Annotated in this window: 15 protein-coding genes; 11 read left to right on the top strand and 4 right to left on the bottom strand. The window is 33.4% G+C overall.

Annotated features, from left to right (window positions below):
* Positions 1-150: 150 nt before the first annotated feature.
* A complete protein-coding gene (locus ACNRYB_RS03475) occupies positions 151-696 on the bottom strand; it encodes a CvpA family protein (RefSeq protein WP_473729239.1) in 546 nt (181 codons plus the stop codon).
* Between the two features lie 243 nt (positions 697-939).
* Here ACNRYB_RS03475 and ACNRYB_RS03470 point away from each other — a divergent pair, with 243 nt between their 5' ends.
* From ACNRYB_RS03470 to ACNRYB_RS03455, 4 genes are all read left to right on the top strand, one after another.
* Positions 940-1,296: a hypothetical protein gene (locus ACNRYB_RS03470; RefSeq protein ID WP_091494339.1), complete on the top strand. Its 357-nt coding sequence runs from the start codon at positions 940-942 to the stop codon at positions 1,294-1,296.
* Between the two features lie 146 nt (positions 1,297-1,442).
* Entirely contained in the window at positions 1,443-1,892 is a 450-nt protein-coding gene (locus ACNRYB_RS03465) for a hypothetical protein (RefSeq protein ID WP_473729238.1), read from the top strand.
* Between the two features lie 84 nt (positions 1,893-1,976).
* Entirely contained in the window at positions 1,977-2,996 is a 1,020-nt protein-coding gene (gene pheS / locus ACNRYB_RS03460; RefSeq protein ID WP_091129601.1) for a phenylalanine--tRNA ligase subunit alpha, read from the top strand.
* A 97-nt stretch (positions 2,997-3,093) separates the two neighbouring features.
* A complete protein-coding gene (locus ACNRYB_RS03455) occupies positions 3,094-3,501 on the top strand; it encodes a hypothetical protein (RefSeq protein WP_111365565.1) in 408 nt (135 codons plus the stop codon).
* 152 nt (positions 3,502-3,653) lie between these two features.
* On the opposite strand, the gene ACNRYB_RS03450 is transcribed toward ACNRYB_RS03455, so the two are convergent.
* The 3 genes from ACNRYB_RS03450 to ACNRYB_RS03440 all read right to left on the bottom strand — a co-directional run bounded on the left by ACNRYB_RS03450 (position 3,654) and on the right by ACNRYB_RS03440 (position 7,328).
* The gene (locus ACNRYB_RS03450; RefSeq protein ID WP_066033327.1) at positions 3,654-4,649 is read right to left on the bottom strand and encodes an NAD(P)H-dependent glycerol-3-phosphate dehydrogenase; all 996 of its coding nucleotides are present in this window, start codon (positions 4,647-4,649) and stop codon (positions 3,654-3,656) included.
* A 356-nt stretch (positions 4,650-5,005) separates the two neighbouring features.
* The gene (locus tag ACNRYB_RS03445; protein ID WP_473729237.1) at positions 5,006-6,163 is read right to left on the bottom strand and encodes an iron-containing alcohol dehydrogenase; all 1,158 of its coding nucleotides are present in this window, start codon (positions 6,161-6,163) and stop codon (positions 5,006-5,008) included.
* A gap of 394 nt (positions 6,164-6,557) precedes the next feature.
* Complete coding sequence (locus tag ACNRYB_RS03440) at positions 6,558-7,328, bottom strand: type 1 glutamine amidotransferase domain-containing protein (protein WP_473729236.1); 771 nt, start codon at positions 7,326-7,328, stop codon at positions 6,558-6,560.
* 85 nt (positions 7,329-7,413) lie between these two features.
* On the opposite strand from ACNRYB_RS03440, the gene ACNRYB_RS03435 reads away from it, so the two are divergent.
* The 7 genes from ACNRYB_RS03435 (at position 7,414) to ACNRYB_RS03405 (ending at position 12,243) form a co-directional block, all read left to right on the top strand.
* Positions 7,414-8,319: a LysR family transcriptional regulator gene (locus tag ACNRYB_RS03435; protein WP_111365571.1), complete on the top strand. Its 906-nt coding sequence runs from the start codon at positions 7,414-7,416 to the stop codon at positions 8,317-8,319.
* Between the two features lie 104 nt (positions 8,320-8,423).
* Positions 8,424-8,780, top strand: a complete 357-nt coding sequence (locus tag ACNRYB_RS03430) for a PKD domain-containing protein (RefSeq protein WP_119793342.1) — start codon at positions 8,424-8,426, stop codon at positions 8,778-8,780.
* Positions 8,781-8,890: 110 nt separating this feature from the next.
* Positions 8,891-9,583 carry an NUDIX hydrolase gene (locus ACNRYB_RS03425; protein ID WP_473729235.1) on the top strand — a complete coding sequence of 231 codons (693 nt, stop codon included), beginning with the start codon at positions 8,891-8,893 and terminating at the stop codon, positions 9,581-9,583.
* A gap of 74 nt (positions 9,584-9,657) precedes the next feature.
* Positions 9,658-10,491, top strand: a complete 834-nt coding sequence (gene prs / locus ACNRYB_RS03420) for a ribose-phosphate diphosphokinase (RefSeq protein WP_473729234.1) — start codon at positions 9,658-9,660, stop codon at positions 10,489-10,491.
* Between the two features lie 107 nt (positions 10,492-10,598).
* Complete coding sequence (locus ACNRYB_RS03415; protein ID WP_473729233.1) at positions 10,599-11,126, top strand: NADAR family protein; 528 nt, start codon at positions 10,599-10,601, stop codon at positions 11,124-11,126.
* 10 nt (positions 11,127-11,136) lie between these two features.
* Positions 11,137-11,661: an O-acetyl-ADP-ribose deacetylase gene (locus tag ACNRYB_RS03410; protein WP_473729232.1), complete on the top strand. Its 525-nt coding sequence runs from the start codon at positions 11,137-11,139 to the stop codon at positions 11,659-11,661.
* A 33-nt stretch (positions 11,662-11,694) separates the two neighbouring features.
* The gene (locus tag ACNRYB_RS03405; RefSeq protein ID WP_473729231.1) at positions 11,695-12,243 is read left to right on the top strand and encodes an RNA 2'-phosphotransferase; all 549 of its coding nucleotides are present in this window, start codon (positions 11,695-11,697) and stop codon (positions 12,241-12,243) included.
* Positions 12,244-12,253: the final 10 nt, after the last annotated feature.

Below are 12,253 nucleotides of genomic sequence, written 5' to 3'. Positions count from 1 at the left end.
GTTTTTCGCAATCTTATATGTTGCTCCGCTGGAGCTTTTTTACATTTGCGTGATTTAATTTCTATAAATATTTAGCTTCTCTGAAGCTTTTAATAACAAACCCGACAGGTTTCAAAAACCTGTCGGGTTTAATTCTAAACGATCTAGCTATTAATTCTCTGTCTGTTCTTTTTCTTCTTCTGGTTTCTCAGAATGTTCCTTTTTAAAAGTCTCGTACCATTTTTCAATGGACGGATAAACAAAAGCAGCCACTTTTTTGACAGGATTATAAAAAATAAAATTATCTAAAGTTTCTTTTTTAGCGAATGTATTATTGAAATTGATTTTTTCAAAAAGAGCGATAAAAATACTCAGAATCAGAATAGTTTTTAAAACCCTGAAAAAACCGCCTCCGAGTTTGTTCATCCAGCCTAACATGGCAAAATCGGCAATTCCGGTTAAAATTTTCGCTAAGAAATAAACGCCAATAACGACCAGAATAAAAGTCAAAATAAAAGCTGTAATTTGAATATTGGTTGGATTCCAAGAAACGTGTTTTGAAATCATTCCTGTCATTAATGAAGAAAATTTAATGGCAAGATAAATTCCCAATAATAGGGAAATAAAAGAGGCAACTTCTACAAAAAGTCCGTTTTTAATGCCTTTATACAGACTGTATCCTAAAAGTGTGGCTACAATAATATCAAAAAAACTCATGATTTACGGGTGTTTAATAAAGGCGCAAAGATATGTTTTTTTTAAGGTTCAAAGGCGCAGAGAGGCAAAGGTTCAGAGGTTTTTTGTAGTGCTCTTTTGGTATGTGTTTATTTTTTTAGGTGTAATGTATTGAACTCTGTATCTTTGCAATTCAAAATTTAGAGTTAGATTGCGATTCTGCCCCCTCAGAATTGATTTTTTACATCAGTAATCTAAAATCTACAATCAAAAATCATAAATTAAATGTCTAGAGATATACAGTTAAAAGAGCGATGGGAAAAGCTCGTCGATATGCTTTCAAATCAGTTTTCGCAAGGTGAAGACTTAGATTTGGATGCCATAATTTACCTAATTGGAGTTCAGGAACTCGGAAAAGTGCATCGTCAATTTAAGAAAGACGAAAAATTAAATCTAATGCATATTGCCATTTGCAGATTGTTAGAACCTTATGGTTATTACGAATTTGATTTTTTTGATAGCGAAGGCTGGCCACACTACAAAATAAAAGAGCAATTGCCACCGTTAAAAGCGGGTGAACAATCTGTTTTAATGAAAGAAGCAATTGTAAATTATTTTTTGGAAAGAAAACTTATTGAGTAGAGTCCAGTTTACAGTCTCAGTTTGCAATTTGGACTGCGACTGCGACTGAATACTGAAAACTAAATAAAATGTGCAGATACGCAATGACATCCTATAAACCTCATTATGCTTGTTTTAATTGTCGAAAGACTTTTAAAAGAAGATTGATGGTGGATATAAAAAAAGGAGAAGCATCAGTTTTTGAAGCCAAATGTCCGCAATGTGGAGAATTAATGGCCAATATGGGACTGGATTTTGAATCGCCTAAAAAAGACGATGTCAAAAAGTGGGAACATATTAAAAGTTTATTTTCTGTTGGTATTACATTTCATTCTTGCGGATGTAGCGGGCCAGGTTATATTCCGAATTCAAAAGAAAAATTAATTGAATATTTTGAAGGCATAAAAAAGACCTATTTTAAAAATATGGATTTTTGGCGCACCAGAGTTGAACCTGCTACAAAACAGGAAAAAGAAAGGGATTCGAATAAAAACTGGCATGAATTAAATCGAATTTCTTCGAATTTTAGAAAGGAAACAGTAACCAATCAGGAAGGTTTAGATTATTGGCATCTAAAGATTAAACAAGTTGAAGAAAAGTTAAATCTGATAAAATAATTTGCAGAAAACCTAAAACTGCGACTGAGACCGCACACTTTCAACTAAAAACACTAAATTTGTACTCTCAATTATCGAAGGAAAATGATAGATAAGATAAAACAGCACATAGAGGAAGCTAAAGCCTTTAATGAGAAAAATAAAGAATCGTTAGAACAATTCCGTATTAAATATTTAGGAAGTAAAGGTTTGCTTAAAGAACTTTTTACTGAATTTAAAAATATTCCAAACGACCAGAAAAAAGATTTTGGACAAGTAATCAATACTTTAAAAGCGGTTGCTGAAGAAAAAGTAAAGCAAATTCAGGAAGAGCTTGAAAGCAAAGAAGAGTCTAAAGGAGTTTTTGGAGATTTAACGCGTGCTGCAGAACCAGTAATTATTGGTTCGCGCCACCCAATTTCTATCGTTAAAAATCAGATTATAGATATTTTTGCTAATATCGGATTCAACGTTTCTGAAGGTCCAGAAATTGAAGACGATTGGCATAACTTTACAGCATTGAACTTGCCAGAATATCACCCAGCGCGTGATATGCAAGATACGTTTTTCATTCAAACTAATCCTGATGTGTTATTGCGTACGCATACATCATCTGTTCAGGTGCGTTATATGGAAAATCATAAACCGCCAATCCGTACGATTTCTCCGGGACGTGTTTTCCGTAACGAAGCGATTTCATCTCGTTCGCACTGTATTTTCCATCAAGTGGAAGGATTGTACATTGACAAAGATGTTTCTTTCGCTGATTTGAAGCAGACATTACTTTATTTCACAAAAGAAATGTTCGGAAAATCTAAGATTCGTCTTCGTCCGTCATATTTCCCATTTACAGAGCCAAGTGCTGAAATTGATATTTATTGGGGACTAAAAACAGAAACTGATTACAGAATCACAAAAGGAACAGGCTGGTTAGAAATTGGAGGCTGCGGAATGGTAGATCCAAATGTTCTTAAAAACTGCGATATCAATCCAGATGAATACAACGGATTTGCTTTCGGAATGGGAGTAGAGCGTATTGCAATGCTTTTATACCAAATTGGAGATATTCGTATGTTCTACGAAAATGATGTTCGTTTCTTAGAGCAGTTTAAAGCAAATATATAATTTAAGTCATAAAGTCGTAAAGTCGAAAGTTGAAAGTCACAATAAAGGCTTTTAGCTTTCGACTTTATGACTTTCGACTTTTAAACTTTTGACTAATATGAAAAAAGATATAATAATTCCAGAAGTAGAAAACGTGTTTCTTGCCGCAGTGCAGGAATGGAGTGACGATTTTATGGAAAAAGTGTGGTACGCTTACTTAGTAAATGATAGTGATTTTAACTTAGACAGCGTTATGGTCGTTTCAAAAGCATTTGGAACGATTGATGGAGAAATGAAAAAAACATCAATTCTGCGTCATGCATTTGTTGAGGTTCCTTCGGTTTCTGTGGTAAAGATAGAATTGGTAGAAAAAAGCCTTTTAGCGCTAAATAATGAGTTTATGGTAACTTTCTTCATCGGAAATACTTTGTACGATAAGAAGTTTATTTTTAAGGCTAATTCGCTTGACGAAAACAATACGGAAGAAGTGCCGATTTTGTTTGTTGAAGGGATTATGGTGAAGTAGAGTTTTAAAAGAGGAAAGAAGCAATCAAGACTTTTAGAAAATAGAATAAAGAAGAAAGAGCCAAGACTGAAATTCAGTTTGGCTCTTTTTTTATTTTTAAGATAAGTCTTTCTTCTTGCTTCTTACTTCTTACTTCTTTTCACTCTAAAAATCTAATCCAAAGACTCAGTCAATTTCTTGAAAACCGTTTTGGCATCCTTTCCTTCATATAAAACCGCATAAACAGCGTCTATAATTGGTGTTTTTGCTCCGTAACCTTGATTTAGTTTATAAGCACTTTTTGTAGCGTAATAACCTTCTGCAACCATGCTCATTTCCATCATGGCACTTTTTACGGTGTAGCCTTTTCCAATCATATTTCCGAACATTCTATTTCTCGAGAAAACTGAATATCCTGTAACCAACAAATCGCCCAAATAAGCCGAATCGTTAATGTTGCGTTTCATTTTATGCACTTTTCTAATGAATTTCTTCATTTCGCGAATAGCGTTACTCATTAAAACCGACTGGAAGTTATCGCCATAACCTAAACCGTGGGCAATTCCGGCAGCAATAGAGTAAATGTTTTTAAGCATTGCAGCATATTCAGTTCCGATAATATCGTCTGAAATTTTGGCTTTGATATAATTTCCAGAAAGTGATTTTGCTACAATACAAGCTTTTTCTGGATCACCGCACGCAATTGTTAAGTAAGAAAGTCTTTCTAAGGCAACTTCCTCTGCGTGACAAGGCCCTGTAATAACTCCAATATTGTAATAAGGAATGTCGTATTGAATGTGGAAATGTTCGCCGACGATTAAACTCGTTTCGGGAACAATTCCTTTAATAGCAGAAAAAATGATTTTATCGGCTAGAGAAACCGTCATATTTTTTAATTCGGCATCTAAGAAAGCTGATGGAATGGCAAAAATGATGTAATCTGCATATTCAATCGCTTCGTTTATATTGCTTGTCAGTTTAAGTTTGTTGGTGTCAAATTCAACAGAACTTAAATAGTTGGGATTGTGTTTGTATTTCTGAAGATGTTCAATTGCAGACTCATTACGCATATACCACGCAATTTCCGAAAGATTCACACATAACATTTTGGCAATTGCCGTTGCCCAACTTCCTCCTCCAATTACTGCAAATTTTAACTTTTCGCTCATTATTTTATTAATTTGAAACAAAAGTACTTAATAATGTGCTAATAAAGCAAAATCTGCTTTAAGAAATTTAAAAAAGCCCTTTAATTATAATGACTTTCAAGAGGTTTTAGCTTAAAATTTTTTTTTGCAATGCAATACAATAAAATCAAAACGGTATCGTTATAAAAGTTTATAAATTAGAATTTTAATGAATTTAAAAAAAATTGAGTTAGTTAGTTTTGTTTTAGTATTTTAAAAAGGCGTTCCTAAACTTGTTAAGAACGCCTTTTTTATTTAAATCTCAATTCTAAAATTCCAAATTCCAATTGGGTAACCTCAAAAGATTTGGAATTTGGAATTTTCAAATTGGAATTTCATTAATAAGAAAGCTCAACAATTGATTTTACTTTGTCTAAAGTTACCAATTGGTTTTCTCCTAAACCTTTCCAGCCTCTTTCGTCGAAACGTTTTACAATAAAATCTGCTGTGTTAGAATAGTCTTCTGTGTATTGAGAAAGTTTAGTGTCCATTCCCATTGTATGGAAAAATTCAACCGTTTTGTTAATAGCTTCTTTAGCTACTTCTTCGTCAGAACCTGTTAAGTTGAAGATTCTTCTTCCGTATTGTGCTAATTTTGCTTTTTTAGTTTCAAACATTACATGGTACAAACTTGGTCCAATTATCGCCAAAGTTCTAGCATGATCAATTTCGTAAAGTGCTGTCAATTCGTGACCAATCATATGCGTTGCCCAATCGCTTGGAACACCTTTTTGAATCAATCCGTTTAAAGCCATTGTACAGCTCCACATAAAATTGGAAGCCAAAGTATAATCGGTTGGGTTTTGTACAACGCCAGGACCAACTTCGATTAACGTCTGTAAAATTCCTTCGGCAATTCTATCTTGAAGAAAAGCATCAGTAGGATACGTTAAATATTGCTCCATTACGTGTGTGTAAGCATCTACAACACCATTTTCGATTTGTCTTTTTGGTAAAGAAGAAATCACAGTTGGATCACAAATAGAGAATTTCGGAAACAAAGCGCTTCCGCCAGAAGATAATTTTTCTTGAGTTGCTTCAATTGTTACCACATATCCAGAATTCATTTCGCTTCCTGTTGCTGGAAGGGTTAAAACAGTTCCAAACGGCATTGCGTTTTCTTTAATTAAAATTCTTTTTTGAAGAATGTCAATTGGATTTCCTTCAAAATGAACAGCGCCCGAAATAAATTTCACGCCATCAATTACAGATCCGCCTCCAACAGCCAAAATAAAATCGATTTTTTCTGCTTTTATAACATCAACAGCTTTCATCAGAGTTTCAAATCTCGGATTTGGTTCGATTCCGCCAAATTCTACAATTTCAAAACCTTTTAAATTGTTGATTACTTGATCGTAAATTCCGTTTTTAAAAATACTTCCGCCGCCATAAGCCAATAATATTTTGGCATTTTTTGGAACTAAAGTCGAAAGTTTTTCAATTTGTCCTTTTCCGAAAACTAAGTTCGTCGGATTATATAATTCAAAGTTGAGCATGATTTTTAAGGTTGTAAGATGCTAAGGTTCTGAGGGACTAAGTTTTTTTACTTATTCACCAACCTTAGCATCGTTGTTATCTAATTTTTAGTGATTAATTATTTTGAAAGAATCAAAGATTACTGTTTTGCACAATTTCGATTATTGTTTTGCAATTTGAATATTGTTTCAATTTAATATACTCCAGTATATTTTCTTTAGGATTTTCGGTAATCCAAAGCTCTATACTATCAGAGAGATTATGATAATTTGTGTCATGAAGTTCTTCGTACAAATCTATCATTTTGAATATTGCAGATTCTTCATTTGTTGAAAATTCTAATTCGCAATTTTCTAATGTTTTATTTAATTTATTATAATATGTAATTTCCTTTTCTTTCAAAATAGATTATAATTATTTTTTGCGGTTTAATTCTATCAGCAATTTCCCTGCCACCAATTTAGACGACGCTGGATTTTGTCCCGTTATTAAAAGTCCGTCTTCAACAGCGTACGGTTGCCAGTTTGGTCCTTTAGAAAAAATTCCTCCGTTTGATGCCAAAGCATCTTCCAATAAAAACGGAACTACTTTTGTCAAACCAACGGCTTCCTCTTCTTCATTGGTAAAACCGGTAATTTTTTTACCTTTTACTAAATATTGTCCATCTACTTTTACATTTTTCAAAACTGCTGGAGCATGACAAACAAAAGCTACGGGTTTGTTATGAGTATAGAAAGATTCTATCAAAGCGATTGAATTTCTGTCTTCAACCAAATCCCAAAGCGGACCGTGACCTCCTGGATAAAATACAGCGTCGTAATCTTTTTGGTTAACTGTCGAAAGTTTTAAAGTGTGTTTTAATTTTTCCTGTAAAACTTTATCGGCATCAAAGCGTTTTGTGTCTTCAGTTGCTGAAGCTGGATCGGCACTTTTTGGATCAATTGGAGGCTGACCTCCAAGTGGAGATGCAATTGTGATTTCTACTCCTTGATCTAATAATTCATAATATGGTGCAGCAAATTCTTCTGACCAGAATCCTGTTTTTTCTCCTGTATTGCCCAGTTTATCATTGCTGGTTACAACAAATAATACTTTTTTCATACTCTTCTTGTTTGATTTTTGAGCTTCAGCTGAAATGCTTACAGCTGTAAATGCAGTTATTGCGAATAGTGCTATTTTCTTCATAATATTAAATTTTGAACAAATTTACGGCGAATGTGATATCAGTAAAAATAAAATAAACTATGTTTGTTATAAATAAATTTATGTCATGGTAAATCTAGAATGGTACAGAACTTTTAAGGCAGTTTACAAAAACGGTAATTTTTCAGTGGCTGCGAAGGAATTATTTATGAGTCAGCCTGCGGTTAGTCAGCAGATTTCAATGCTTGAGGCGCACGTCGGAAATAAATTATTTAACCGAAAATCAAAAGGCGTAGAACCAACCGAATATGCTAAGTTACTGAATAATTTGATTATAGACGCTCTTGACAGGTTAGAAAGTGTCGAAACTAGTTTCAGGGCTAAAGCCGAAGATGCAAATCGATTGATTTCTGTTGGAATCTCAAAACATCTTTTTGACTGTGTTGGCAATCTCTTAATTTCAAAGTTTGATTTAATTGATTTTACTTTTGCAGAAAACGACGAACTTTTTGCTTTAGTCGATGCTAAAAAACTTGATTTTGCGATTACAACCAAAAGATTTGACACTTTTGATACGACTTACGAAATTGTTGGAAAAATTAAATTGATATTGGTTGCTCCAACAAGTTTGGATATAACAGAGTTTCGCCAAAGGTTAAAAGCAGATAATTACACCGAAATTGAACAATGGCTGAATGCGCAAAAATGGTACAGTCATGATGCTAGAATTCCGCATATAAAATTATTCTGGCTACATGCCTTCAATAAAAAAAGACCGTCGATGGTTCCCAATTACATTATTCCTTCAGAATCTGAAATGTTGAGGCTTTTAGCTAAAAATGAAGGAATTGCGGCAACTTGGAATTGTAATGCTAGAAATTATATTAAAGAAAATAAATTGCAACTAGTTTGGAATAGTTTTCACGTGCCAGAAGAGTTTGTGTATTTATTAGCTCCAAAAAATAATAACGTAAAGTCATTTTTTGATATTATCGAGAAAGAACTAAAGTTATTTTTTGGTAATAGACTATAGAAATATCTAAATGTGAAATAGATGAAAATTCTTGTATTTCACTTTGATAATGTCTTTTAAAAAGGATATTTTTGATATATATAAACCACTAAAAATTTCCGATTATGAAAAAGATTGCGGCTATTTTGATGTTTTCGATGGTGTTTTTTGGAATCAATTCTTGCAGTAAACACGATGATGAAGTAATTATTGATTGTCTTGCAGAATCACTTTACGTGAAAATGCATAATTCTACTGATGCCACTAATCCTAAATTGATGAATTACTCAGTGACATATGACGGAACCGGAACTTTGGTTTCTGTAAAATGGACATTTGGAGACGGGACGACAGGAACTGGTGCGGTGGTAACACATACTTATGCTGCGGCTGGAACGTATGAAGCTAAAGCTGAAGTTACAGTTAAAAAAGATGGTCAAGAATGTACATCTGTGCCTAAAAGAACTGTTACAGTAAATTAGAAAAGAAATTAAGAGATCATATTTGAGAGCCAATTTTATAATTTAAGCTTTTGCATTAGATTATAAAATTGGCTCTCATTCGTTATATTTGTTTGATATGATTTAGGATTATGGAAAAATTGCAAAATATTAGAATTGCCGTAGATGCAATTGTTTTCGGATATAAAAACAACGGTTTATATGCATTGTTGATCGAACAGCAGTTTGGCACTTCAGAAAAATACTGGGCTTTGCCAGGTGGTTTGGTTCAGAGTGATGAATCTTTGAGCGATGCTGTCATTCGCGAATTGCACGAAGAAACCAATGTACAACTCACTTTTCTGGAACAATTGTACACTTTTGGAGATGATATTTACAGAGATTCTAGAAACCGAGTTATTTCAGTAGCGTATTACGCTTTAGTAGATGCTTCGAATTTAGAAATTAAAGCAGATACAGATGCCGAAAGAGTGCAATGGTTTAAAATAGATGAAATTCCGCCTTTAGCCTTTGACCATAATTTAATCTTAAAAAAAGGAATAGAAAGGCTTAAAGCCAAATTGACATATGAACCAATTGGTTTCGATTTACTTCCAGAAGAATTCTTGTTTTCAGATCTTGAAAACCTTTACTGCACCATTTTAGAAAAAGAAATCGACCGTCGAAATTTTAGAAAAAAAATACTGAGCTACGGTATTTTAGAAGAAACTGAAAAATTTTCACCTATTAAAACAGGTCGTCCAGCAAAACTTTTTAAGTTCAATAAGTTGAAATATAATGAGTTAGTCCAAAATGGATTTCACTTCGAAATAAAGTTTGCGTAATTTTTACACAAAATAAATTGTTTATTCAAAATTAAATTCTACATTTGCGTATAATTAACGCAAACTAAAAAGCTATGATACTAAATCTCGACCCAAAATTCGCTCCATTTCAAAATCAGGAAGAAATCGAATTTCAAAGTTTTACATTTTCTGGAGGTGAGCCACACATTAAAATTACACCAGATTTTGATGCTAATAGAAAAGTAACTGTTACACATAGATTAAATTCATTCAATGATTTAGGTTTATTGTGCGTTACCATTGATGCGTTACGTAGAATGGATGTTAAGATTATAGATCTTTTTATTCCGTATTTTCCAGCTGCAAGACAAGATCGTGTTATGATTCCTGGCGAACCATTATCTGTAAAAGTATATGCTGATATTATTAATTCGATGCAATTGAACAAAGTTTTTGTTTTTGATGCGCATTCAGAAGTAACTCCTGCTTTGTTGAATAATAGCACTGTAATTCCGAATTATACTTTTATAAAAGCAGTTTTAGAAAACATAGGAAATGATGTAAAACTAATTTCTCCAGACGGTGGCGCTTTAAAGAAAATCTATAAAGTGTCTGAGTTTTTAGGTGGTGTTGAGGTTGTAGAATGCAGCAAAAGCCGTGATGTAAAAACTGGAAAACTATCTGGTTTTAAAGTTTATGAAGATGATTTACAAGGAATGGATTGTTTAATTGTAGATGATATCTGCGATGGAGGAGGAACTTTCGTAGGATTAGCAGAAGAATTGAAAAAGAAAAATGCTGGTAAATTATTCTTAGCCGTAAGCCACGGAATTTTCAATAAAGGTTTTGAAGTTTTAAACTGTTTCGACGGAATTTTCACCACAAACTCTTTTAAAGATTTTGAAGGTGAAAGCGTTAAGGTAATTGGATTGGATCAATTAGTTTAAATGTTTCAAGTTTCAGGTTTCAAGTTCTCTGTGTAACGTAAATTTGAAACGAAAAAATGCTAACTGTTTCAAGTTGAGCGAAAAACCTGAAACAAAAAACAGAAAAAATGAAATACAATATAGATGACATAGCTCCAGAAAGTAAGTTTTTATTTTTCTGGGGACATCAGCCAAGCAAAGACGGAACGGTTACTAAAACTTGCTTTAGCCAATGGTGGTTAAGTTCTTTTGAAGTGGAAGGTGTGACTTACAAAACAGCCGAACATTGGATGATGGCAAAAAAGGCTGAATTGTTTAAGGATCAGGAAATTTTAGAAAAAATCATAAAATGTAATTCACCTGCTGAAGCCAAAAAATTAGGCCGTAAAGTGAGAAATTATAATGATACAATCTGGTTAGAAAACCGATTTGAAATCGTAAAAGAAGGGAACCTTCACAAGTTTAGTCAAAATCCAGATTTGAAAACTTTTCTGTTAAACACAAATGATAGAGTCATTGTTGAGGCAAGCCCCGTAGATCCGATTTGGGGAATCGGAATGGCAAGCGATCATACAGAGGCGCTAAATCCTAAAAAGTGGAAAGGCTTGAATCTTTTAGGTTTTGCTTTGATGGAGGTTAGGGATGAATTGAGATAAACTTTGAAAGATGAAAATAGAACTTCTAAAAGCAGATATAACAGAAATTGAGGTTGATGCGATTGTCAATGCGGCCAATACTTCTTTATTGGGTGGAGGTGGAGTTGATGGGGCGATTCATAGAAAAGGAGGAAAAGCAATTTTAGAGGAATGTATTCAGATTCGTAATAAGCAAGGCGGATGTAAAACTGGCGAAGCGGTTATAACGACAGCAGGAAATCTACCTTCAAAATATATTATTCATACAGTCGGACCAGTTTGGAATGGTGATAAAGAAGAGAAATCTAAATTACTAGCGGATTGTTATAAAAATAGCTTGAATCTTGCTGTTCGAAACGGAATTAAATCCATTGCTTTTCCAAATATCAGTACTGGAATTTATCATTTTCCAAAAGATAAAGCAGCAGAAATTGCTGTAAAAACCATAAAAGATTTTGAAAAATCGTCTGAAATAGAGAAAGTAATATTTATCTGTTTCGATGATGAAAATTATAAGATTTACAAAAGTCTTTTGCAGATCGAAGATGTTCCGTAGGAACATTTCATCGGTAGAAAAAAAATATTAATTATGAATGAAAATATAGCAAAGAGCGTCAGCAAGTTTTTAAGCCTGGTGCTTAGACATTCTCCAGAAAAAATCGGATTAAAATTAGATGAAAACGGCTGGGCAGATGTCAATGAATTAATAGAAAAATGTACTAAAAAAGGGAATCATCTCGACGCCGAACTTTTAGATTACGTAGTAGAAAATAACGATAAAAAGCGTTTTGCTTATAACGAAGATAAAACTAGAATCCGTGCAAGTCAGGGACATTCGATTTCGGTTGAATTAAATTTAGCAGAAACAGAACCTCTAGAATATCTGTATCACGGAACTGTTGGAAAATTCATGGAAAGTATTCAGAAAGAAGGCTTAAAGAAAATGAGCCGTCAGCATGTGCATCTTTCTAAAGACAAAGAAACGGCAACCAAAGTAGGAAGCAGAAGAGGAGTTCCGCAGATTTTAACCGTTAGAAGCGGTGCTATGTACAGAGACGGATTCAAATTTTATTTGTCTGAAAACAATGTTTGGTTGACAGATGAAGTTCCGCCAAAGTATATCGAATTTAAATCTTAAATAATCAAAA

The organism is Flavobacterium sp. CR10 (assembly GCF_055814415.1).
This window is presented reverse-complemented; position numbering and strand designations above follow the sequence as displayed.

What these genes read in the sequence shown, in the direction of transcription:
- ACNRYB_RS03475 (WP_473729239.1), bottom strand. Translation starts at nt 696, where the DNA reads ATGAGTTTTTTTGATATTATTGTAGCCACACTTTTAGGATACAGTCTG.
- ACNRYB_RS03470 (WP_091494339.1), top strand. Translation starts at nt 940, where the DNA reads ATGTCTAGAGATATACAGTTAAAAGAGCGATGGGAAAAGCTCGTCGAT.
- ACNRYB_RS03465 (WP_473729238.1), top strand. Translation starts at nt 1,443, where the DNA reads ATGGTGGATATAAAAAAAGGAGAAGCATCAGTTTTTGAAGCCAAATGT.
- pheS (WP_091129601.1), top strand. Translation starts at nt 1,977, where the DNA reads ATGATAGATAAGATAAAACAGCACATAGAGGAAGCTAAAGCCTTTAAT.
- ACNRYB_RS03455 (WP_111365565.1), top strand. Translation starts at nt 3,094, where the DNA reads ATGAAAAAAGATATAATAATTCCAGAAGTAGAAAACGTGTTTCTTGCC.
- ACNRYB_RS03450 (WP_066033327.1), bottom strand. Translation starts at nt 4,649, where the DNA reads ATGAGCGAAAAGTTAAAATTTGCAGTAATTGGAGGAGGAAGTTGGGCA.
- ACNRYB_RS03445 (WP_473729237.1), bottom strand. Translation starts at nt 6,163, where the DNA reads ATGCTCAACTTTGAATTATATAATCCGACGAACTTAGTTTTCGGAAAA.
- ACNRYB_RS03440 (WP_473729236.1), bottom strand. Translation starts at nt 7,328, where the DNA reads ATGAAGAAAATAGCACTATTCGCAATAACTGCATTTACAGCTGTAAGC.
- ACNRYB_RS03435 (WP_111365571.1), top strand. Translation starts at nt 7,414, where the DNA reads ATGGTAAATCTAGAATGGTACAGAACTTTTAAGGCAGTTTACAAAAAC.
- ACNRYB_RS03430 (WP_119793342.1), top strand. Translation starts at nt 8,424, where the DNA reads ATGAAAAAGATTGCGGCTATTTTGATGTTTTCGATGGTGTTTTTTGGA.
- ACNRYB_RS03425 (WP_473729235.1), top strand. Translation starts at nt 8,891, where the DNA reads ATGGAAAAATTGCAAAATATTAGAATTGCCGTAGATGCAATTGTTTTC.
- prs (WP_473729234.1), top strand. Translation starts at nt 9,658, where the DNA reads ATGATACTAAATCTCGACCCAAAATTCGCTCCATTTCAAAATCAGGAA.
- ACNRYB_RS03415 (WP_473729233.1), top strand. Translation starts at nt 10,599, where the DNA reads ATGAAATACAATATAGATGACATAGCTCCAGAAAGTAAGTTTTTATTT.
- ACNRYB_RS03410 (WP_473729232.1), top strand. Translation starts at nt 11,137, where the DNA reads ATGAAAATAGAACTTCTAAAAGCAGATATAACAGAAATTGAGGTTGAT.
- ACNRYB_RS03405 (WP_473729231.1), top strand. Translation starts at nt 11,695, where the DNA reads ATGAATGAAAATATAGCAAAGAGCGTCAGCAAGTTTTTAAGCCTGGTG.